Origin of the sequence: Klebsiella pasteurii (assembly GCF_018139045.1) — a bacterium.
Classification (GTDB): domain Bacteria; phylum Pseudomonadota; class Gammaproteobacteria; order Enterobacterales; family Enterobacteriaceae; genus Klebsiella; species Klebsiella grimontii.
The window spans coordinates 3,871,277-3,890,620 of sequence record NZ_CP073236.1 but is presented as its reverse complement, the minus strand read 5'-3'; the positions used below and the strand labels follow the sequence as shown (position 1 = coordinate 3,890,620).

General features: G+C 56.6%; 20 protein-coding genes. 10 read left to right on the top strand and 10 right to left on the bottom strand.

Annotated elements, in window-relative coordinates:
- Positions 1–14: 14 nt before the first annotated feature.
- The gene (gene dsdX, locus KCG39_RS18300; RefSeq protein WP_004126868.1) at positions 15–1,352 is read right to left on the bottom strand and encodes a D-serine transporter DsdX; all 1,338 of its coding nucleotides are present in this window, start codon (positions 1,350–1,352) and stop codon (positions 15–17) included.
- A 223-nt stretch (positions 1,353–1,575) separates the two neighbouring features.
- Here dsdX and dsdC point away from each other — a divergent pair, with 223 nt between their 5' ends.
- Positions 1,576–2,505 (top strand): DNA-binding transcriptional regulator DsdC, encoded by a 930-nt coding sequence (dsdC, locus tag KCG39_RS18295; protein ID WP_004126866.1) that lies wholly within the window; start codon positions 1,576–1,578, stop codon positions 2,503–2,505.
- Between the two features lie 125 nt (positions 2,506–2,630).
- Here dsdC and emrD read toward each other — a convergent pair whose 3' ends face one another.
- The 4 genes from emrD to tisB all read right to left on the bottom strand — a co-directional run bounded on the left by emrD (position 2,631) and on the right by tisB (position 5,640).
- On the bottom strand, positions 2,631–3,815 hold the full coding sequence (gene emrD / locus KCG39_RS18290; RefSeq protein ID WP_139529817.1) for a multidrug efflux MFS transporter EmrD: 1,185 nt from the start codon (positions 3,813–3,815) through the stop codon (positions 2,631–2,633).
- A gap of 314 nt (positions 3,816–4,129) precedes the next feature.
- On the bottom strand, positions 4,130–4,963 hold the full coding sequence (locus KCG39_RS18285; protein ID WP_004126860.1) for a DMT family transporter: 834 nt from the start codon (positions 4,961–4,963) through the stop codon (positions 4,130–4,132).
- Between the two features lie 70 nt (positions 4,964–5,033).
- Positions 5,034–5,480 (bottom strand): GNAT family N-acetyltransferase, encoded by a 447-nt coding sequence (locus KCG39_RS18280; RefSeq protein ID WP_087828618.1) that lies wholly within the window; start codon positions 5,478–5,480, stop codon positions 5,034–5,036.
- 70 nt (positions 5,481–5,550) lie between these two features.
- Positions 5,551–5,640 (bottom strand): type I toxin-antitoxin system toxin TisB, encoded by a 90-nt coding sequence (tisB, locus tag KCG39_RS18275; RefSeq protein ID WP_004107126.1) that lies wholly within the window; start codon positions 5,638–5,640, stop codon positions 5,551–5,553.
- Positions 5,641–6,226: 586 nt separating this feature from the next.
- On the opposite strand from tisB, the gene ivbL reads away from it, so the two are divergent.
- From ivbL to ilvN, 3 genes are all read left to right on the top strand, one after another.
- Positions 6,227–6,322 carry an ilvB operon leader peptide IvbL gene (ivbL, locus tag KCG39_RS18270; RefSeq protein ID WP_004107123.1) on the top strand — a complete coding sequence of 32 codons (96 nt, stop codon included), beginning with the start codon at positions 6,227–6,229 and terminating at the stop codon, positions 6,320–6,322.
- Between the two features lie 102 nt (positions 6,323–6,424).
- Positions 6,425–8,113, top strand: coding sequence for an acetolactate synthase large subunit (gene ilvB / locus KCG39_RS18265; RefSeq protein WP_049113098.1), 1,689 nt, complete (start codon positions 6,425–6,427; stop codon positions 8,111–8,113).
- 3 nt (positions 8,114–8,116) lie between these two features.
- Positions 8,117–8,407 carry an acetolactate synthase small subunit gene (ilvN, locus tag KCG39_RS18260; RefSeq protein WP_004107116.1) on the top strand — a complete coding sequence of 97 codons (291 nt, stop codon included), beginning with the start codon at positions 8,117–8,119 and terminating at the stop codon, positions 8,405–8,407.
- Between the two features lie 51 nt (positions 8,408–8,458).
- On the opposite strand, the gene KCG39_RS18255 is transcribed toward ilvN, so the two are convergent.
- Positions 8,459–9,331 carry a DUF6708 domain-containing protein gene (locus KCG39_RS18255; RefSeq protein ID WP_049113099.1) on the bottom strand — a complete coding sequence of 291 codons (873 nt, stop codon included), beginning with the start codon at positions 9,329–9,331 and terminating at the stop codon, positions 8,459–8,461.
- Positions 9,332–9,658: 327 nt separating this feature from the next.
- On the opposite strand from KCG39_RS18255, the gene uhpA reads away from it, so the two are divergent.
- The 5 genes from uhpA (at position 9,659) to KCG39_RS18230 (ending at position 15,247) form a co-directional block, all read left to right on the top strand.
- Positions 9,659–10,252 (top strand): response regulator transcription factor UhpA, encoded by a 594-nt coding sequence (gene uhpA / locus KCG39_RS18250; RefSeq protein WP_004126848.1) that lies wholly within the window; start codon positions 9,659–9,661, stop codon positions 10,250–10,252.
- Between the two features lie 17 nt (positions 10,253–10,269).
- Entirely contained in the window at positions 10,270–11,751 is a 1,482-nt protein-coding gene (uhpB, locus tag KCG39_RS18245) for a signal transduction histidine-protein kinase/phosphatase UhpB (RefSeq protein ID WP_162626104.1), read from the top strand.
- Between the two features lie 9 nt (positions 11,752–11,760).
- Positions 11,761–13,080 (top strand): MFS transporter, encoded by a 1,320-nt coding sequence (uhpC, locus tag KCG39_RS18240; protein WP_004126845.1) that lies wholly within the window; start codon positions 11,761–11,763, stop codon positions 13,078–13,080.
- Between the two features lie 145 nt (positions 13,081–13,225).
- Positions 13,226–14,617: a hexose-6-phosphate:phosphate antiporter gene (gene uhpT, locus KCG39_RS18235; RefSeq protein WP_004126843.1), complete on the top strand. Its 1,392-nt coding sequence runs from the start codon at positions 13,226–13,228 to the stop codon at positions 14,615–14,617.
- A 177-nt stretch (positions 14,618–14,794) separates the two neighbouring features.
- Complete coding sequence (locus KCG39_RS18230) at positions 14,795–15,247, top strand: DUF1198 domain-containing protein (protein WP_004126841.1); 453 nt, start codon at positions 14,795–14,797, stop codon at positions 15,245–15,247.
- An 82-nt stretch (positions 15,248–15,329) separates the two neighbouring features.
- Here the strand turns inward: KCG39_RS18230 and KCG39_RS18225 are convergent, their stop codons facing one another.
- Entirely contained in the window at positions 15,330–15,653 is a 324-nt protein-coding gene (locus KCG39_RS18225; RefSeq protein WP_004126838.1) for a helix-turn-helix domain-containing protein, read from the bottom strand.
- Complete coding sequence (locus tag KCG39_RS18220; RefSeq protein ID WP_004126836.1) at positions 15,637–15,996, bottom strand: type II toxin-antitoxin system RelE/ParE family toxin; 360 nt, start codon at positions 15,994–15,996, stop codon at positions 15,637–15,639. The genes KCG39_RS18225 and KCG39_RS18220 overlap by 17 nt, the downstream gene beginning before the upstream one ends.
- Positions 15,997–16,209: 213 nt before the next feature.
- On the opposite strand from KCG39_RS18220, the gene nepI reads away from it, so the two are divergent.
- Positions 16,210–17,391, top strand: coding sequence for a purine ribonucleoside efflux pump NepI (gene nepI / locus KCG39_RS18215; protein ID WP_004126834.1), 1,182 nt, complete (start codon positions 16,210–16,212; stop codon positions 17,389–17,391).
- 120 nt (positions 17,392–17,511) lie between these two features.
- On the opposite strand, the gene KCG39_RS18210 is transcribed toward nepI, so the two are convergent.
- A complete protein-coding gene (locus tag KCG39_RS18210; protein ID WP_142471540.1) occupies positions 17,512–18,891 on the bottom strand; it encodes a carbohydrate porin in 1,380 nt (459 codons plus the stop codon).
- Between the two features lie 102 nt (positions 18,892–18,993).
- Positions 18,994–19,296: a PTS lactose/cellobiose transporter subunit IIA gene (locus KCG39_RS18205; protein WP_004126831.1), complete on the bottom strand. Its 303-nt coding sequence runs from the start codon at positions 19,294–19,296 to the stop codon at positions 18,994–18,996.
- Between the last annotated feature and the right edge of the window lie 48 nt (positions 19,297–19,344).

Sequence of the window (19,344 nt, the reverse complement as noted above, 5' to 3'; positions counted from 1 at the left end):
ACGTCTCTTTGCGCTCAGATGATGAAAGAAAGCAGGAATGTACCGGCCAGTGCAAGCAGCGAAGCGATAAAGGTCGCGGTGGTATAGTATTTGAACGTCTCGTTGAGGCTTGCGCCGCAGTACTGTTTAACCAGCCAGAACAGGGAATCCGTTACGATAGTGCAGCCAATCGCGCCGGAGCCGATGGCGATAGCGATGATTTCCGGGCTCACGCCGGGATAGAGCGGCAGCATCGGCGCGACGATGGCGGTTGCGCCCATCATGGCGACGGTGGCGGAACCGACCGCGGCGTGCAGAATCAGCGCCACCAGCCAGGCCAGCAGAATCGGGTGCATATCGAGGTTCGACAGAATCACCGCCAGCGTATCGGCCAGGCCGCTGGTTTTCAGGATGGCGTTGAAGGCCCCGCCAGCGCCGATAATCAGCAGAATGTTGGCAATTGAACCGAAGCAGTTTTCCGTATGCGTCAGCAGGGTACTCATCCCCATATCCTGGCGGATACCCAGCACGTAGTAGGCCACGAAAACGGCGATAAACATGGCGGTGATCGGGTTGCCGATAAACTCCAGCAGCATATACAGCGTGCCGCCTTTGGTCATATTCAGTTCGGCGATGGTTTTGACCAGCATCAGGCCGATCGGCAGCAGCACCGTAAACAGGGTTGCGCCAAGCGACGGCAGGGTCTCTTCTTTGCGCACTTCGAGATTGGCAAATTCAGCCGGAACCGCTTTAAACGGCAGGCGGTTGCCGAGCAGCCGTAGGAACAGCGGGCCGCCGACCAGCGAAGCCAGCAGGCCCACCAGCAGACCGTATACGATCACCGTCCCGATATCCGCGCCCAGCTTGTTCGCGACAAACAGCGCCGCCGGATGCGGCGGCACCACGCAGTGCACCGCCATCAGCGCCGTACACAGCGGAATGGCCAGCTTGAGCAGCGACGTGTTGGTCTTCTTGGCAATGGAAAACGCCAGCGGGATCAGCAGCACCACGCCCACTTCAACGAATAGGGTGATCCCGCAAATCAGGCCCACCAGCACCATAATAACGTCGGCGGACAGCCAGCGGCAGCGCTGGAGCGTCAGGCCAATACGTTCCGCTGCGCCGGAGACCTCCATCATTTTGCCGAGAATCGTCCCCAGCCCAATCACCGCCGCCAGGAAGCCCAGCGTACCGCCAATCCCGCTCTCTATGGCGTTAACCATATCCAGCGGGCTCATTCCCATCATGGCGCCGACGAAAAAGCTGGCCAGCAGTAGCGCCAGAAACGGGTGAAACTTTAGTTTGACGATAGTTAACACAATCAACACGATGCTAATCAGCAGCGTGCTCACAACCCAGATCTGAGATTCCATACCCCACCTCGCCTGTGAATAATCTATGGGTATTGAACAGAAAAACGGCACGCGCTGACAAACGATATAAACGGCTCTTCAGGTGAATCAGATTGAATCAAAAAGGTGATTTCGCTCTAATATTGCCTGTTTATTGTGCTATGAATCACTTTTTTTCATCTTTAAGCGGTTAGCAGGGCGATAATTTTCTTACACTCGGCGGGGAAAATTAAAGGAGTAGGTGATGGAGACGCTAAAAGATCTGGGTAACAGGCTACTCAACGGCTGGCAGCTTTCGAAGCTGTATACTTTTGAAGTCGCCGCCCGCCATGAGTCGTTCGCCCTGGCGGCGGAGGAACTATCGCTGACGCCTAGCGCGGTGAGCCACCGTATCAATCAGCTTGAAGAAGAGCTGGGGATCCAGCTGTTTGTGCGCTCGCACCGCAAGGTGGAGCTGACGCATGAGGGCAAACGGGTGTTCTGGGCGCTGAAGTCCTCGCTGGACAGCCTGAACCAGGAGATTCTGGATATTAAAAACCAGGAGCTGTCGGGAACGTTAACGGTCTATTCGCGCCCGTCCATCGCCCAGTGCTGGCTGGTGCCCGCGCTCGGCGATTTTACCCGCCGCTATCCCTCGATCTCGCTTACCGTGCTGACCGGCAACGATAACGTCAACATGCAGCGTGCGGGCATCGACCTGGCGATCTACTTTGATGACGCGCCTTCCTCACAGCTTAGCCATCATTTTTTGATGGATGAGGCTATCGTGCCGGTTTGCACGGCGGAATACGCGCGCCAGCATCATCTGCGGCAGAATCCCGGCAACCTTCGTCACTGCACGCTGCTGCACGATCGTCAGGCCTGGAGCAACGATTCCGGTACCGACGAGTGGTTCAGTTGGGCGCAGAAATTTAGCATCGATTTGCCGCAATCGTCAGGAATTGGCTTCGATCGTTCGGATTTGGCGGTCATTGCGGCGATGAACCACGTCGGCGTGGCGATGGGGCGTAAGCGGCTGGTGCAAAAGCGCCTGGAGAGCGGCGAGCTGATCGCGCCGTTCGGCGAGATGACCCTGAAGTGCCATCAGCACTATTACGTAACGACCCTGCCGGGTCGTCAATGGCCGAAAATCGATGCCTTTATCAACTGGCTGCAGAGTCAGGCACAATTATGATGACCGGCTTAGTTTCATCCCGGCTTGCGCTGCGCTTAGCCGGGCTACGGGTTAATCGGCGTCCGTCATTTTGTAGCCCGGGTAAGACGCGCCGCGTCACGACCCGGGGAACCCGCAATGAAGCCTTAAACCGGCTGCTGGTGTTGATGAAAGCGCGACGCCAGCGGCAGCCAGCACAGCAGAATCAGTAACCCCATCAGCATCATCAGCAGGCCAAGACTACCCTGGCCTGTTTGCGGCATCATCGCCGACAGCCACGCCAGCACGCCGGAACCGATATTCTGCAGCCCACCCACCAGTGCCCCGGCGGTGCCGGCGAGGAACGGGAAGGGCTCCATCGCGCCGCTGGTCGCCAGCGGGAACAGCATCCCGGCGCCAAAAAAGAACAGCGCGGCAGGAGCCAGTAGGGTCCAGACGGTCATCACGCCCAGCAGGCCAGGGATCCACATCAGCACGCCCGCCAGCAGGCAGCAAATCACCGATTGCCACATCAGCGTCGGAAAGCGTTTGTTCGGCCGTCCGGCAAACCAGGCGCCGAAGAACGCCGCCGGGATCGGCAGAATAAACAGAATGCTGACCGACATGCTGCTCAGACCCAGCACTGCGCCCATCAGCACGCCGGAACAGGCTTCGAATACGGCAATGCCCGCCAGGCCGCCGATCAGCATCAACAGATAGCAGTTGAACGCGCCGGTACTGAACAGCGTTTTATAGTTGGTAATGAGCCGGGTACGCGGCGCGCCGGTGGGCCGGGTTTCCGGCATCCAGCGCGCCATGCTGAAGGTGACGCCGGCGCAAAGCACCAGCAGGAACACGAAGCAGGCCCGCCAGTTCCATAGAGTATCGAGAATACCGCCAATCAGCGGAGCTAGCAGCGGGCTGACCAGAATCCCCATATTCAGCAGACTATTGGCATGCCTGAGTTGCGCGCCTTCATACAAATCGCGCGGCAGGGTGCGCGCCATGACGCCGCCGACGCCGGTGCCCATTCCCTGCATCGCACTGGCGGCAATCAGCACCGGCAGGCTATGGGTGGTGATGGCAACCAGCGTCGCCAGCATAAAAATAGACATCCCAACGAGGATCACCGGGCGGCGGCCAACGCGATCGGAGAGCGGGCCGTAGAAAAGCTGTGAGACGCCGTAGGTCAGTAGATAAGCGGCCATCACGCTCTGCACCGCGCCTTCGCGAACGTTTAGCGATACCGCCATATCGGCAATCGCCGGAATATAAATGGTCTGCGCCATCTGGCCTACGGCCACCAGCAGTACCAGCATCAACAACAAATTGAAGTTCTTATGGCGTTTCATGTCGATGAATACTTTGTATAAAGTTGAGTATAGAGAATATGTGACTGGCACATCCGCAAAACGATGGAGGAATCTACCACATAATAATGACAGGACAACCACGTGACGGTGATTGTGGGAGGATTTTCAGGCAGGTTTTGTAAACAACAATCGGCAACTAATGTTGCCATGTATATACCCGTCATACTTCAAGTTGCAGATGCGTTGGCTGCGGATTACTCGGCCTAAGGCCTCGCCCCTTACGGGGCCAGCGCAAGCGCTGTTCAAAACGGTTAACCGTTTTGTCCTGCAACTCGAATTATTTAGGGTATAGATTAAGACAGCCGCAGCAAAATCGCCCCGGCGGCGATACCGCAGGCGGCAACGATACGCAATGGAACCATTTTCTCTTTCAACAGGATAAACGCGATAACCGCGCCGAAAAGAATCGAAGTTTCGCGCAGGGCGGCAACCACAGCCAGCGGCGCCTGAGTCATTGCCCACAGCGCCAGACCATAGGAGCCCATGGTGCCGACGCCACCCACCATGCCTTTCTTCCAGTGCTGGCGCAGATAGCGACTGGCCTGCGGGCGTCGGGCAATCATCGCCCAGCCCAGCAGGCAGAAGCCGTTCATAAAAAAGGTCCACAGGGTATAGCCCAGCGCGGTTTCTGAAAGCCGTACCCCGGTCCCGTCAACCAGCGTGTAGCCGGCAATGAAGCAGGCGTTGATTAGCGCCAGTACGATACCCTGGCTTGAACTGGCGCGGCCGTTAAAAGCCATCGCCAGAATCGCCAGGCAGATGACGCCGATGCCCAGCCATGCCAGCGGGGAGAGATGGTCGCCAAGGAAGATGACGCTGATTATCGCCACCAGTAGCGGCGCGGTCCCGCGCATCAGCGGATAGGTCTGGCTCATATCCGAGACCTGATAGGTTTTTGCCACCAGCACCGTATACACCACCTGCAGCGCGCAGGAGACGGCAAGAAACGGCACGCTGGCCAGCGTCGGCTGGGGGGAAAAGGGGAGCATAACCAGCGCGATGAGCGACGCTGAGCCGCTAACGCCGACCGCCGCGTACAGTTTATCACCGCTGGCTTTTACGATAGCGTTCCAGCTGGCGTGAAGCAGGGCGGCAAACAGCAAAATAGAGAATACGGTAATGGTCATTACGGCCTGGCGCTGAGGAAAAAATCGTCACTGGACTGTAACATGCGCGCTTGTCGTCAGCCAGCTGCGGCTAGAGCGAACAAAACAGGCGATGGGTGACCCGCGGTTCATCATGCACCGGGCGAAACCCCAGATTTTCATAAAACGACCAGGCAGTTGACGGCGCATGGGTGTTGAGAAAATCAAAGCTGGCGCCGGAGTGGGTGATAACCGAGACCAGCAGCTGATGCCCGATCCCCTGTCGACGGTGGCTTTCACCGATGTATAAATGGCGGATGCGCCCGGCCCGCACCTGCTGGCTAAAAGGGTCGATATTCAGTCCGCAAACGCCGACCAGCTGCCCATGCGCAAAGGCCCCCAGCAGCTTTTCTCCCGGTGCGTCAAAGCGGTTTTTCCCACTCTGCCAGTTCTCAGCCAGGCGGCCAAGCATATTCAGATTTTGCGCCAGGCTTTCGGCGCGCAACGCCGAAAAACCGGGTTCGTCCGGGGTGATGGCGGCAATCAACAAGGGTGCCATAATTTTCTCCGTCAGGTTAGCCTGTAGAGGGGCGGTTTCCCGCCCCTCCCAGGTGCGACTTGAACCTGAATCAGCGGAACTGTTTCAGGACTGCATCAAGTAGTTGCAACACGGCAACCATGAGTTTCAGGATGAGAACAACGATATCCACTCCGCCCATACGCGTCTCCTCTGGTTCAGGAGCACAACCGGCTGGCGTACCTTTCCGCCGCCTGTTGCCAGCCAGGGTATACCCGTCATATTCAGACGCCACCTGCCGGTGGCGGACTCAATAATTCGGGGTATTTGTTGACGTAACACAGTGTGCTCTTCTGGGGTTAAGGCGCTGACGGCACCACCCGTTTCAGCCAGGACTTTTTTTTGCGCCGGTAAAAGTGCGGCCCCAGATTCACCCTGCGTACCCCCTCAGTATAGAATGAATACTGTATGCATGAACAGTATTTTTTGGACAAATTTGCCTACGCGATCCATACTCTACATCAGCAAAAACCGTCGTGAAAATTGCGCCTTCTTCGCCGATCGCGTATACTTTTTTCGTTGACGTAATACAGTGTGCTTGCGGCTACCAACCGTAAAAACACCGAGCAAAAAACCTCGCCGCGGCGGGGTTTTTGTTTTTCATCTCTCCTCCGCAAATTAATGTGATCTTCCGCGCAGTTTTCCCTGGTTGAAAATAAATCCATTGTGAAATGACAAAAGCTGTGTTTGTATAAATTCATTCCCTTTTTTGAGACAACAGGTCCCTAATGAACGCTACCACGCTGACTTCGACCCTACTACTAACCGCGCCTGCCGCGGTGGTCGTCGTGTCTGTGGTGGTCGTCGTCGGCAACGCGCCGTAGGGTCCGGAACAACACGAATTCCAAACCCCGCCGGCGCAAACCGAGCGGGGTTTTTCGTTTCATGCCCCTCGGTAAGTCGGCTCAGAATAAAAGGACTGGAGCATGGCAAGTTCGGGCACAACATCAGAAAAAATGCGCTTCACTGGCGCGCAGTTAGTCGTTCATTTACTGGAGCGTCAGGGGATCACCACGGTCAGCGGCATTCCGGGCGGCTCCATCCTTCCCATTTACGATGCGTTAAGCCAAAGCACGCAGATCCGCCATATTCTGGCGCGTCACGAGCAGGGGGCGGGATTCATCGCCCAGGGCATGGCGCGTACCGAAGGCAAACCCGCCGTGTGTATGGCCTGTAGCGGCCCGGGAGCCACTAACTTGATCACCGCTATCGCCGACGCCCGTCTGGATTCGATTCCGCTGGTGTGCATTACCGGCCAGGTTCCGGCCTCAATGATCGGCACCGACGCTTTCCAGGAAGTCGACACCTACGGTATCTCTATCCCCATCACCAAACATAACTATCTGGTCCGCAACATTGCTGAGCTGCCGCAGGTGATAAGCGACGCGTTTCGCATCGCGCAGTCCGGGCGACCAGGGCCGGTGTGGATAGATATTCCTAAGGATGTTCAGGCGGCGACCATTGAGCTCGACGCCCTGCCGGAACCCGGCGCCCGCATGGCAGCCCCGGAATTCGATAGCGCCAGCGTGCGCGAAGCGGCGGCAATGATTAACGCGGCGCAGCGTCCGGTACTCTATTTGGGTGGTGGGGTCATCAACGCTCCTGAGCAGATTCGCCAGCTGGCGGAGAAAGCTAATCTGCCGACTACCCTGACCTTAATGGCGTTGGGGATGCTGCCGAAAGCGCACCCGCTGTCGCTGGGCATGCTGGGGATGCACGGTGCGCGCAGTACCAACTTTATTCTTCAAGAGGCTGATTTACTGATTGTTTTAGGTGCTCGTTTTGATGACCGGGCGATTGGTAAAACCGAGCAGTTCTGCCCGAACGCGAAAATTATCCACGTTGATATCGACCGCTCAGAGCTGGGTAAAATCAAGCAGCCGCACGTGGCGATTCAGGGCGACGTTGGCGAAGTGCTGGAGCAGCTGATCCCGCAGGTCGAGGCGCAGCCGCGCAGCGCATGGCTGCAGCTGGTGGCAGATTTGCAGCGCGAGTTCCCCAGCACCATTCCGCAGGAGAAAGACCCGCTCTCCCATTACGGCCTGATTAACGCCGTGGCCGCCTGCGTGGATGATGAAGCGATCATCACTACCGACGTTGGCCAGCATCAGATGTGGACCGCTCAGGCTTATCCGCTGAACCGTCCGCGCCAGTGGCTGACCTCCGGCGGGTTGGGTACGATGGGTTTTGGCTTACCTGCCGCGGTGGGTGCGGCGCTGGCGAACCCGCAGCGCAAGGTTATCTGCTTCTCCGGCGACGGCAGCCTGATGATGAATATTCAGGAGATGGCGACGGCGGCGGAAAATCAGCTGGATGTGAAAATCATCTTGATGAATAACGAAGCGCTGGGGCTGGTGCATCAACAGCAAAGCATGTTCTATAAGCAGGGCGTGTTTGCCGCCACCTATCCTGGCATGGTCAACTTTATGCAGATCGCCGCTGGTTTTGGTCTGCAAACCTGTGATTTAAATAACGAAGCCGACCCGCAGGCGGCGCTGCAGGCGATTATCGACCGCCCAGGCCCGGCGCTGATCCACGTGCGTATCGATGCCGAAGAAAAAGTGTATCCAATGGTACCGCCGGGTGCGGCCAATACTGAAATGGTGGGGGAATAAGCCATGCAACAAGCGACTCATGAAAACGTTATTCTACAGCTCACCGTGCGCAACCACCCTGGCGTGATGACCCACGTTTGCGGCCTTTTTGCCCGCCGCGCTTTCAACGTGGAAGGCATTCTTTGTCTGCCGATTCAGGACAGCAACCAGAGCCGCATCTGGCTGCTGGTCAACGACGATCAGCGCCTCGGGCAGATGATTAGCCAGATCGAAAAGCTGGAAGACGTTGAGAAGGTGGTACGCAACCAGTCAGACCCGTCCATGTTCAGCAAAATTGCGGTCTTTTTTGAGTAACTAATTTTTCCGCTGGACATATTCCTGCCGGGAAGAAAATCTGCTCTGGATTTATTCAGAGCAGATTCTTCTGTACTCATCTAAAGAGAACGCTTTCGATTTTTTATCTATATCATCAGGCCACTTTACTTCGCGGCCATAAATGCCAACTTGCGTATTAACGGATGTGTCTAATAACCGATCGTTGAAACTCATATAGTTACAGATCCATAGCCACAGCTTGTAGTTAGGCATTAATAGCGCGTCCGTACCTGCGTCGGTCGATATCAGGTTAAAGGCATCGATCATAGTGGTGCTAATACTGGAGTCATAAACGATACAGCGAATGGTGGAGTATGATGAGTGCTTATTGCGTGAATATATACTGATGGCTTGTATCTGACTCCAGTCATACTCTTTGCATTCAGGTCTTGTTCTCTTATAAAAAGGGTAATACCACCAGAAAGTATAAGTTAATTTATAAGTAATACTATACATAACGTGATCGTAAACATAAACCTTGCCTGTTTTCCGATTAAAACGAACGGGATAGTGACGAGGGGCGAAGATAAAGTAATTTACGACAGCTGCGAAAACAAAAGTCATAAAAAATATAATAACAACTGCGAAATGCATTAAAAGTTGATCGTCTGCTCTGGACTGCCAGGTTTCAACATATCGCGCATAATTAAATATCGCATCATAGAAAAAAAATAAAACAGCACCAAAGCATAAAATAGCAACAGGTAAGAAAAGCACCACGCCCAGGATGTTCATCCCATAAAATGAAGTGTAGTTACGCGTAATCTCACAGTAGTTATCATTGATATAAGCCAATTTACCGCTATGCGACAGCTTATCCGTTTTGCTCTGTGTTGTTTTATTTAGCTTATTGAGCTGGTGCTCATCGATCGTTTGCTTTGCTAAGTGAGGCCGTTGCTGCATATATTTTTCCTTGCTGATATCAAAGAGACAATATCACGCTGGTTACTCTCTGTACATAATGGCCGCATGGCATTCTGCCTGTCATAATATATAAATCATTCTCGGCATGAATAATTTATAGCGTTACACTGCGATTACTCAAATAAGACAAAAATTTTAAATTGTTCGTCTGCAGTCAAACGGCTTACCGACTGTCCAGCCCATTGCGTAACTGCTTACTACCCTGTTCAGCAAAATCGCGGTGTTGTTCGAATAATCGCTCGAGGCTTGAACCACTGCGCGCTTATCGTTAAGGTAAGCGCGTTTTTTAACCCGCCAGGAATCGCCATGACCACAATCGCCCTTATTGACGATCACCTTATCGTCCGATCCGGCTTTGCCCAACTGCTGGGGCTGGAAGCCGATTTTCAGGTCGTCGCCGAATTCGGTTCCGGGCGCGAGGCGCTGGCGGGGCTGCCCGGTCGCGGCGTGCAGGTCTGCATCTGCGATATCTCGATGCCGGATATCTCCGGGCTTGAATTATTAAACCAGCTGCCGAAAGGGATGGCGATCGTCATGCTGTCGGTGCATGACAGCCCGGCGCTGGTGGAGCAGGCGCTGAACGCCGGGGCGCGCGGTTTTCTCTCTAAGCGCTGCAGTCCGGATGAGCTGATCGCCGCCGTGCGCACCGTGGCGGCTGGCGGCTGTTATCTGACGCCGGATATCGCCATGAAGCTGGCGGCCGGACGACGGGACCCGCTGACCAGGCGCGAACGCGAGGTGGCGGAAAAGCTGGCGCAGGGGATGGCGGTAAAAGAGATTGCCGCCGAGCTGGGCTTGTCGCCGAAAACCGTCCACGTTCATCGCGCCAACCTGCTCGAAAAGCTGGGCGTCAGCAACGACGTCGAGCTGGCGCGCCGCATGTTCGATAGCTGGCAATGAAAGCCTTTTTCACGCGGCTGCTCTCAGTCGTCGGCTGTTGCTTTATCTTTTCCGCCGCGTGGTTTTGCCTGTGGAGCATCAGCCTGCACCTGGTGGAGCGCCCCGACCTTGCGGTGTTGCTTTTCCCCTTTGGCCTGCGGCTTGGCCTGATGCTGCAGTGCCCGCGCGGCTACTGGCCGGTTCTGCTGGGCGCGGAGTGGCTGCTGATCCTCTGGCTGGCGCAGGAAGTGGCGCTGGCGCACCCGATAATATTGATGACTGGAAGCCTGTTGACCCTGCTGCCGGTGGCGCTGATATCGCGCTATCGTCATCAGCGTGACTGGCTGACGTTGTTGCGCCAGGGCGCAGCGCTGATTGCCGCCGCGCTGCTGCAATCGCTACCCTGGCTGGCGGAAGGTAAAGAGGGGCTGAATGCGCTGCTGCTGACTCTGACCGGCGGCCTGACGCTGGCGCCCACCTGTCTGGTTATCTGGCACTACCTTACCAGCACCGTCTGGCGGCCGCTGGGGCCATCGCTGGTCTCGCAGCCGGTGAACTGGCGCGGGCGGCATCTTATCTGGTACCTGCTGCTGTTCAGCGTCAGCCTCTGGCTCCAACTGGGGCTGCCCGCCGAGCTCTCACGATTTACGCCCTTCTGCCTGGCGCTGCCGATTATCGCTCTGGCCTGGCATTACGGCTGGCAGGGGGCGCTGATCGCGACCCTGATGAACGCCATCGCGCTGATTGCCAGCCAGACCTGGCACGATCATCCGGTGGATTTACTGCTTTCGCTGCTGGCGCAAAGCTTGACCGGCCTGCTGCTGGGCGCCGGAATACAGCGGCTGCGCGAGCTGAATCAGTCGCTGCAAAAGGAGCTGGTGCGTAACCAGCGGCTGGCGGAGCGCCTGCTGGAAACCGAGGAGAGCGTGCGCCGCGAGGTGGCCCGCGAGCTGCACGATGATATCGGGCAGACCATCACCGCAATTCGTACCCAGGCGGGGATCGTTCAGCGGCTGGCGCCCAACAGCGCCAGCGTCAGGCAGAGCGGTCAGCTGATTGAGCAGCTCTCGCTCGGCGTCTACGATTCCGTGCGCCGTCTGCTGGGGCGCTTGCGTCCACGCCAGCTGGACGACCTGACGCTTGAACAGGCGGTACGTTCGCTGATGCGCGAAATGGAGCTGGAGGATCGCGGTATGGTCAGCCATCTGGCGTGGCGTATCGATGAGTCGCTGCTGAGCGAAAACCAGCGCGTCACCCTGTTCCGCGTCTGCCAGGAGGGGCTGAATAATATCGTCAAACATGCCAGCGCCAGCGCCGTCACGCTGCAAGGCTGGCAGCAGGAGCAGCGGCTGATGCTGGTGATCGAGGACGACGGCTGCGGCCTGCCGCCGGGCTCCGGTCAGCAGGGCTTTGGCCTCACCGGCATGCGCGAGCGCGTCACCGCCCTGGGCGGCACCCTGACCATCTCCTGCACCCACGGCACTCGCGTTTGCGTCAGCCTGCCGCTGCGTTACGCCTGAGGAACGATAATGTTTGCCTTTTTAAAATCCCCGCCCGATGCTCCGCCGATTACCGACAAACAGGCGCTGGACGAGCGCTACCGCTACTGGCGTCGGCATATTCTGCTGACCATCTGGCTGGGCTATGCGCTGTTTTACTTCACCCGTAAAAGCTTTAACGCTGCGGTGCCGGAAATTCTCGCCAGCAACGTTTTGACCCGCAGCGATATCGGTCTGCTGGCGACGCTGTTCTACATCACCTATGGGCTATCGAAATTTTTCTCCGGTATCGTCAGCGATCGCTCTAACGCCCGCTATTTTATGGGCATCGGCCTGGTCGCTACCGGCGTGGTGAATATTCTGTTTGGCTTTTCCACTTCCCTGTGGGCCTTCGCGCTGCTGTGGGCGCTGAACGCCTTCTTCCAGGGATGGGGTTCGCCGGTATGCGCCCGCCTGCTGACGGCCTGGTATTCGCGTACCGAGCGCGGCGGCTGGTGGGCGCTATGGAACACGGCGCATAACGTCGGCGGGGCGCTGATTCCGATGGTGGTTGGCGCGGCGGCGCTGCACTACGGCTGGCGAACGGGGATGATGATTGCCGGGATGCTGGCGATCCTCGCCGGGCTGTTTCTCTGCTGGCGGCTGCGCGACCGGCCGCAGGCGGTCGGCCTGCCCGCAGTGGGCGACTGGCGGCACGATGAGCTGGAGATTGCTCAGCAGCAGGAGGGCGCTGGCCTGACTCGCAAAGAGATCCTCACCAAATACGTGCTGCTGAATCCCTATATCTGGCTGCTCTCGCTGTGCTACGTGTTGGTATACGTGGTGCGCGCGGCAATTAACGATTGGGGCAACCTGTACATGTCGGAAACGCTCGGCGTCGATCTGGTCACGGCGAATTCGGCGGTCACCATGTTCGAAGTGGGCGGTTTTATCGGCGCGCTGGTGGCGGGCTGGGGCTCGGATAAGCTCTTCAACGGCAACCGCGGGCCGATGAACCTGATTTTCGCCGCCGGGATTTTGTTGTCGGTTGGCGGGCTGTGGCTGATGCCGTTCGCCAGCTACGTGATGCAGGCGGCCTGCTTCTTTACCGCCGGCTTTTTCGTTTTTGGCCCGCAGATGCTGATCGGCATGGCGGCGGCGGAGTGCTCGCACAAAGAGGCGGCTGGGGCGGCAACCGGCTTTGTTGGCCTGTTTGCCTATCTTGGCGCATCGCTCTCCGGCTGGCCGCTGGCGCAGGTGATGGAGATCTGGCACTGGAGCGGATTTTTCGTGGTTATTGCCATTGCCGCCGGTATTTCTGCCCTGCTGCTGCTGCCGTTTTTAAACGCCCAGGCGCCGCGAGAAGCGTGACCGACTTCACCTTTCTTCGCCGAATGGCGTAAAACTAAGAAATTTTCCCGGTTTCGCCTGGACGCTGTCTCAGGCGAGTCTCCCGGCTGATTTTTACAATGCCTGCCATTCGCAGGTACTAAATCAGCTCAGGAGTCACCCAATCATGCTGGCCTTCTTAAACCAGGTGCGCAAGCCAACCCTGGACCTGCCGCTCGAAGCGCGGCGCAAAATGTGGTTCAAACCGTTCATGCAGTCGTATCTGGTGGTTTTCATCGGCTATCTGACCATGTATCTGATCCGCAAAAACTTTAATATCGCGCAGAACGACATGATCTCTACCTACGGGTTGAGCATGACGCAGCTGGGGATGATCGGCCTCGGCTTTTCTATCACCTACGGCGTGGGGAAAACGCTGGTCTCCTACTACGCAGACGGTAAGAACACCAAGCAGTTTCTGCCGTTTATGCTGATTCTCTCGGCCATCTGTATGCTCGGCTTCAGCGCCAGCATGGGCGCGGGGTCGACCAGCCTGTTCCTGATGATCGCCTTCTACGCTCTGAGCGGCTTCTTCCAGAGCACCGGCGGCTCGTGCAGCTATTCGACCATTACCAAGTGGACGCCTCGCCGTAAGCGCGGCACCTTCCTCGGCTTCTGGAATATCTCTCACAACCTCGGCGGCGCCGGCGCGGCGGGCGTGGCGCTGTTTGGCGCCAACTACCTGTTTGACGGCCACGTGATCGGGATGTTTATCTTCCCGTCGATTATTGCGTTAATCGTCGGTTTTATCGGCCTGCGCTTCGGCAGCGACTCCCCGGAATCCTACGGTCTCGGTAACGCCGAAGAGCTGTTTGGCGAAGAGATCAGCGAAGAGGATAAAGAGACGGAAGAGAATGCCATGACCAAATGGCAGATCTTCGTCGAATACGTGCTGAAGAACAAAGTTATCTGGCTGCTGTGCTTCTCCAACATCTTCCTGTACGTGGTACGCATCGGCATCGATCAGTGGTCCACCGTTTACGCTTTCCAGGAGTTGAAGCTCTCCAAAGAGGTGGCGATTCAGGGCTTTACCCTGTTTGAAGTGGGCGCGCTGGTTGGCACGCTGCTGTGGGGATGGCTGTCGGATCTGGCAAACGGACGCCGCGCGCTGGTGGCCTGCGTTGCGCTGGCGCTGATTATCGCCACGCTAGGGGTTTATCAGCATGCCAGCAATCAATACGTTTATCTCGCATCGCTGTTTGCGCTGGGTTTCCTGGTGTTTGGCCCGCAGCTGCTGATCGGCGTCGCCGCGGTAGGCTTCGTGCCGAAAAAAGCGATTGGCGCTGCCGACGGGATCAAGGGCACCTTCGCCTATCTGATCGGCGACAGCTTTGCCAAGCTGGGACTCGGGATGATTGCCGACGGTACGCCAATTTTCGGCCTCACCGGCTGGGCGGGCACCTTTGCGGCGCTGGATGCGGCGGCAATTGGCTGCATCTGCCTGATGGCCATCGTCGCGGTCTTTGAGGAACGTAAAATCCGCCGCCAGAAAAAGACACAAACTTTGCAGACTGCCTGAGTCATTGGGTGTGAGTTACGTTGCCCGGCCTCTGCGCCGGGCTTTTTTATGCCTCTTGCCGGGCGGTTTGATGATAGCGATACGGGGCCGCGATAAGTCACATTATGGTACTTCCGGCAGTCGACAGCGGGCAATTTCCCATTATGATAGTGGGGCTGCGATTGAATGAGAGGATGCATGATCTGGTTAGGACTGGCCACGCTGATAGTGGTATTTGTTGTGGGATTTCGGGTGCTTACCTCTGATTCACGCCGTGCGATTCGCCGTCTGAGCGAACGGTTAGGCATTACGCCGGTACCGCTGGAATCGATGATCGATCAGCTGGGAAAAACCGCCGGCAACGAGTATCTGCGCTACCTGGAGCGGCCGAATGAAGCGCATTTGCAAAATGCCGCGCAGGTGCTGCTGGTCTGGCAGGTCGCTATCGTCGACGGCAGCGAGCAGAACCTGCACTACTGGTATCGGCTGATGAAAAAGTCCCGCCTCGCGGCGCCGATTACCGAAGCGCAAATCCGCCTGGCACAAGGTTTTCTTCGCGAGCTGGAGCCGGAAGTGAGTGAGCTGCACGCTTTGCAGGAGCGCTATAACGCGCTGTTTTTGCCGGAGGATGGCGTCCACTGGCTGCACTGATATCACTTCCCGGTGCACTGTTGGCTTCGTTAAACGTCACGCCGACGAGGCCACCGGTGCAAAAGTCATCGCAACAAAGCCATCATGCCAGTACCTCTAACCCATGTTTTTGCACGATGGTGAGTAATTTCAGTGCCAGCCCACCGGGGCGTTTTGCCCCGCTTTCCCATTTTTGGACCGTGGAAACGCTGGTGTTCAGATAGCGGGCAAAAACCGGCTGACTGACGTTGAGTTGGTCACGTAGAGCCTTAATTTCACCAGGTTGGAAATCGCTTACGCGGCTGATGCATGTTTCATCAAAGCTGCGCATTGTCTCCTGCGCGATCGCATCAACACTGTATAAACCTGCTGCAGCGCTATGGATAGCTTCAAAGGCGGGGCTTTTGAATTTAGTTTTTGCAGTCATGACAAATCTCCACCAATTCTTTTCTCTTAACCAATGCCGCCATTTTCTCCTCGCTGAGAAGGGAATAATGCCTGGCTAACTCACGGAACGCCGCGAGTTCTCGGTTATCGATATTGGCGATATCCTGTTTGGCGTATAAAAATGTGTAAAACCAATGCGCAGCGCCCTTTGCCAGAATAATTGCGCGATCGCGATTTTTATTGAGGCGTTTTTTGTAAACGCCGCCACCAAGGTTATCTGCTTTTCCCAGGAGAGTGGCTTCAATCGCTTTGCAGAGTTCGCCATCATCAATCGCATGGGCCCGGGCTTCCCTGGTAAACCATTTCGTTTTAAAAACACGCATTGGCTGACATCCTGTAACCATAAATATAGCACCAAGTGCTATGTTATTTCTTCCTCTTACTGTTCTGAAATACCTGAGAACGTGATTTTCCGGTTATGCGAGCAGCTACGCAGGAGCTTTGCAAGGCCTGAAAAGTTGTCAAAACGTTAAATTCGTCACATTTAAAATGTTACACTGCGCGGCTTCCCCGTCGTTCAACCATGCAGGTAACTTATGACCCCTTCGAATGCCACTTCGCCCCAGGCTAATCAGTCAGCGCGACCCAACTGGTCGGCTGTTTTTGCGGTGGCCTTCTGCGTTGCCTGCCTGATTACCGTTGAGTTCCTGCCGGTAAGCCTGCTCACGCCGATGGCGCAGGATTTGGGCATCTCCGAAGGCGTTGCCGGGCAGTCGGTTACCACTACGGCGTTCGTGGCGATGTTTGCCAGCCTGTTTATCACCTCAATTATCCGCAGTACCGATCGCCGCTACGTGGTGATCCTGTTTTCGGTTCTGCTGACCCTTTCCTGCCTGTTGGTCTCGTTTGCCAACAGCTTTTCGTTATTGCTGCTGGGCCGCGCGTGCCTTGGTCTGGCGCTGGGCGGCTTTTGGGCGATGTCGGCGTCGCTCACCATGCGGCTGGTGCCGATGCGCGTGGTGCCCAAAGCGCTATCGGTTATTTTCGGCGCGGTATCGATAGCGCTGGTGATCGCCGCGCCGCTGGGCAGCTTCCTTGGCGGTATTATCGGCTGGCGTAACGTCTTTAACGGCGCGGCAGTCATGGGCGTGATCTGTACGATTTGGGTGCTGAAGGCGCTGCCGTCTCTGCCGGGCGAGTCGACCTCGGCGCAGCAAAACATGTTCGGCCTGCTGAAGCGGCCCGGCGTGATGGCCGGGATGTGCGCCATCTTTATGGCCTTCGCTGGCCAGTTTGCTTTCTTTACCTATATCCGCCCGGTGTATATGACGCTGGCGGGCTTTGACGTCGACGGTTTGACGCTGGTACTGCTCAGCTTCGGCATCGCCAGCTTTGTCGGCACCTCGCTCTCCTCAATGCTGCTCAAGCGCTCGGTGAAAGCGGCGCTGGCGATTGCTCCAGTAGTGCTGGCTATCAGCGCCGCGGTGCTGGTGCTGTGGGGAGAGAGTAAAATCGTGGCGTCGACGGTGGCGGTAATCTGGGGCTTTGCCTTCGCGTTGATACCGGTAGGCTGGTCAACGTGGATCACCCGCTCCCTGTCCGATCAGGCGGAAAAAGCCGGGTCGATTCAGGTGGCGGTGATCCAGTTGGCTAACACCTGCGGCGCAGCGGTTGGCGGCGTGGCGCTGGATCACCTCGGTTTGCTCTCGCCGCTGGTCCTCTCCGGTACGTTGATGCTGATTACCGGCCTGCTGGTGGCGACGAAAGTGCGGGTGTAATGGGGCTACGGGTTCACCGCAGCCTGCGGTTAGGTCGCCCGGACAGGCGCGCAGCGCCGCCTCCGGGAATGCGCACCCGGGTCAGGCTCTTACACCGTGACCCCGGGCGATTTCACTCTCTTAGAACCACGCTTCAAACATGCCGCCGACGTTCAGCGAATCCAGCTGTTCGTCTTTGGTGCCGTTGACCTTCGCAGTGCGCTTGTTATCCACCTGGCCGCCGGTCACGTAGAAGCGCAGCATCGGACGGAACTCCGGCCCCATTCCGATGGCGATATTCTGCGACAGCGTCAGCTTCCAGCCGTGGTTATCGCCGCCCTGGTCGTAATCGACGCGCTGGTAGCCCGCTTCCAGCCAGGTGGAGTGCACGTCGTTCCAGAAGTACATCGGACGGACGATGGCGCCGTAGTTTTTGCGGTTATCGGTGTTGTCCTTGCCGTTGTCATAGTCGTGGAAGGCCAGCAGATATTCGATCTGCGCCTGCCGGGTAAATTTATGCAGCCCTTCAAAGCTGGCGTAGATAGCGGTCAGGTCATCGGTTTTGTTGTAGACGCTGTTATCCGAGTTATCGGAGTAGCGCAGGATCACTTTATTGACGCCGCTGTCGTTGGTGTGGCTCAGCACCAGCCCGCCCTGCCAGGCGTCGAGACGCTCGTCGCTGTCCACCGCTTTCGAATCAAAACCGTAGTTGGCGTATACCTCAACGTCGATCGGCCCGGCCTTGATGTTGTGGGTTTTGGTGGTCAGGGCGTAGTGGCCGTTATCGCCGGTACCGGAGCCGCCGGTACAGGTGATGCGCGACGGGTTGGCCTCATCGGCCATCACTTCCGGGCTACAGGACTCCACCTGCGACACCCCCGCCACGTCAAACTGCACGCCGCCGATCTCAAAGTTTTTCACCCCGGCGCCCTGGCCATCGTGGTTCATCCAGAAGTAGTCGTTGATCCCCTGCTGCGGACGCTGATGGAAGTCGCGGCCTGCCCAGATATAAGCGTTGGGGTTAGATTCCAGCACGTTGGTGACGCCGACGTAGGCTTTTTTCAGGTTAACTTCATCGCTCCAGTGGTCAAACATGACGTTGATATCCCAGATCGCGCCTTTATTGCTCTTAAAGGCTTTGGTTATCTGGAATTCGCCGCCGTTACCTTCGTTGCCTAAACGACCGATCGCCGAGGCGCCGTTATAGGAGCCATCCACGCCGACAAACTTCTGATCGCCGGTCTGGAACTGCGCGCCGTAGCGGGCGTAGCCGCTGAACTTGAGGCCGAAGGGGATCGCCATATCCGGCGTGGCCGCGGTGGTCTGCGGGTTGGTAATGACGTCCACTTTTTTATCGGCGGCGGCGTCGATTTTTGCCTGGCGCTCGGCCAGAGCTTTATCGACGGCTTTCGCCACAATGGCGTCGATCTGTTCTTGAGTAAATTCTTGCGCGAATACGGAAATTGGGCACAGCGCGGCGACGACCGCCATGGTTAATGGCAGCATTTTTACAGTTTTCATCATTATCTCGCTTTTAATAATTCATATATTCAGATAATAGCTATCCCGCCAGGATAAGCTGGTGTATTTATTCCAGGTACTGTTGTTAAATATTTATATAAATTAACGCTGATATAAATGAATTAACTCTTCCGAAAATTCACGGGCGAGCAGCGAATTCATTAAGTGATCCTGAGCATGGACCATAATTAACGTCATCGGCTGGCGCGCTTCGCCGGCATCCTGTTCGATAAGCTGGGTCTGCATCTGATGCGCCCGGCGGGCGTAGCCATCGGCTTCATTCAGAAGCAAGCGCGCTTCATCTATATTACCGTTGCGGGCGCAATGGAGTGCTTCAAAACACAATGAGCGTGACTGTCCCGCATTAACGATAATTTCCATTACCGCATCTTCTAATTCAATCATGATAGGTCCTGAGGTCATTAACTTTATTATTTAAAGTAATGCAGCAAA

Bases quoted from the DNA above. Each gene is read 5' to 3' on its own strand.
- dsdX (WP_004126868.1), bottom strand. From the start codon at position 1,352: ATGGAATCTCAGATCTGGGTTGTGAGCACGCTGCTGATTAGCATCGTG.
- dsdC (WP_004126866.1), top strand. From the start codon at position 1,576: ATGGAGACGCTAAAAGATCTGGGTAACAGGCTACTCAACGGCTGGCAG.
- emrD (WP_139529817.1), bottom strand. From the start codon at position 3,815: ATGAAACGCCATAAGAACTTCAATTTGTTGTTGATGCTGGTACTGCTG.
- KCG39_RS18285 (WP_004126860.1), bottom strand. From the start codon at position 4,963: ATGACCATTACCGTATTCTCTATTTTGCTGTTTGCCGCCCTGCTTCAC.
- KCG39_RS18280 (WP_087828618.1), bottom strand. From the start codon at position 5,480: ATGGCACCCTTGTTGATTGCCGCCATCACCCCGGACGAACCCGGTTTT.
- tisB (WP_004107126.1), bottom strand. From the start codon at position 5,640: ATGGGCGGAGTGGATATCGTTGTTCTCATCCTGAAACTCATGGTTGCC.
- ivbL (WP_004107123.1), top strand. From the start codon at position 6,227: ATGAACGCTACCACGCTGACTTCGACCCTACTACTAACCGCGCCTGCC.
- ilvB (WP_049113098.1), top strand. From the start codon at position 6,425: ATGGCAAGTTCGGGCACAACATCAGAAAAAATGCGCTTCACTGGCGCG.
- ilvN (WP_004107116.1), top strand. From the start codon at position 8,117: ATGCAACAAGCGACTCATGAAAACGTTATTCTACAGCTCACCGTGCGC.
- KCG39_RS18255 (WP_049113099.1), bottom strand. From the start codon at position 9,331: ATGCAGCAACGGCCTCACTTAGCAAAGCAAACGATCGATGAGCACCAG.
- uhpA (WP_004126848.1), top strand. From the start codon at position 9,659: ATGACCACAATCGCCCTTATTGACGATCACCTTATCGTCCGATCCGGC.
- uhpC (WP_004126845.1), top strand. From the start codon at position 11,761: ATGTTTGCCTTTTTAAAATCCCCGCCCGATGCTCCGCCGATTACCGAC.
- uhpT (WP_004126843.1), top strand. From the start codon at position 13,226: ATGCTGGCCTTCTTAAACCAGGTGCGCAAGCCAACCCTGGACCTGCCG.
- KCG39_RS18230 (WP_004126841.1), top strand. From the start codon at position 14,795: ATGATCTGGTTAGGACTGGCCACGCTGATAGTGGTATTTGTTGTGGGA.
- KCG39_RS18225 (WP_004126838.1), bottom strand. From the start codon at position 15,653: ATGACTGCAAAAACTAAATTCAAAAGCCCCGCCTTTGAAGCTATCCAT.
- KCG39_RS18220 (WP_004126836.1), bottom strand. From the start codon at position 15,996: ATGCGTGTTTTTAAAACGAAATGGTTTACCAGGGAAGCCCGGGCCCAT.
- nepI (WP_004126834.1), top strand. From the start codon at position 16,210: ATGACCCCTTCGAATGCCACTTCGCCCCAGGCTAATCAGTCAGCGCGA.
- KCG39_RS18210 (WP_142471540.1), bottom strand. From the start codon at position 18,891: ATGAAAACTGTAAAAATGCTGCCATTAACCATGGCGGTCGTCGCCGCG.
- KCG39_RS18205 (WP_004126831.1), bottom strand. From the start codon at position 19,296: ATGATTGAATTAGAAGATGCGGTAATGGAAATTATCGTTAATGCGGGA.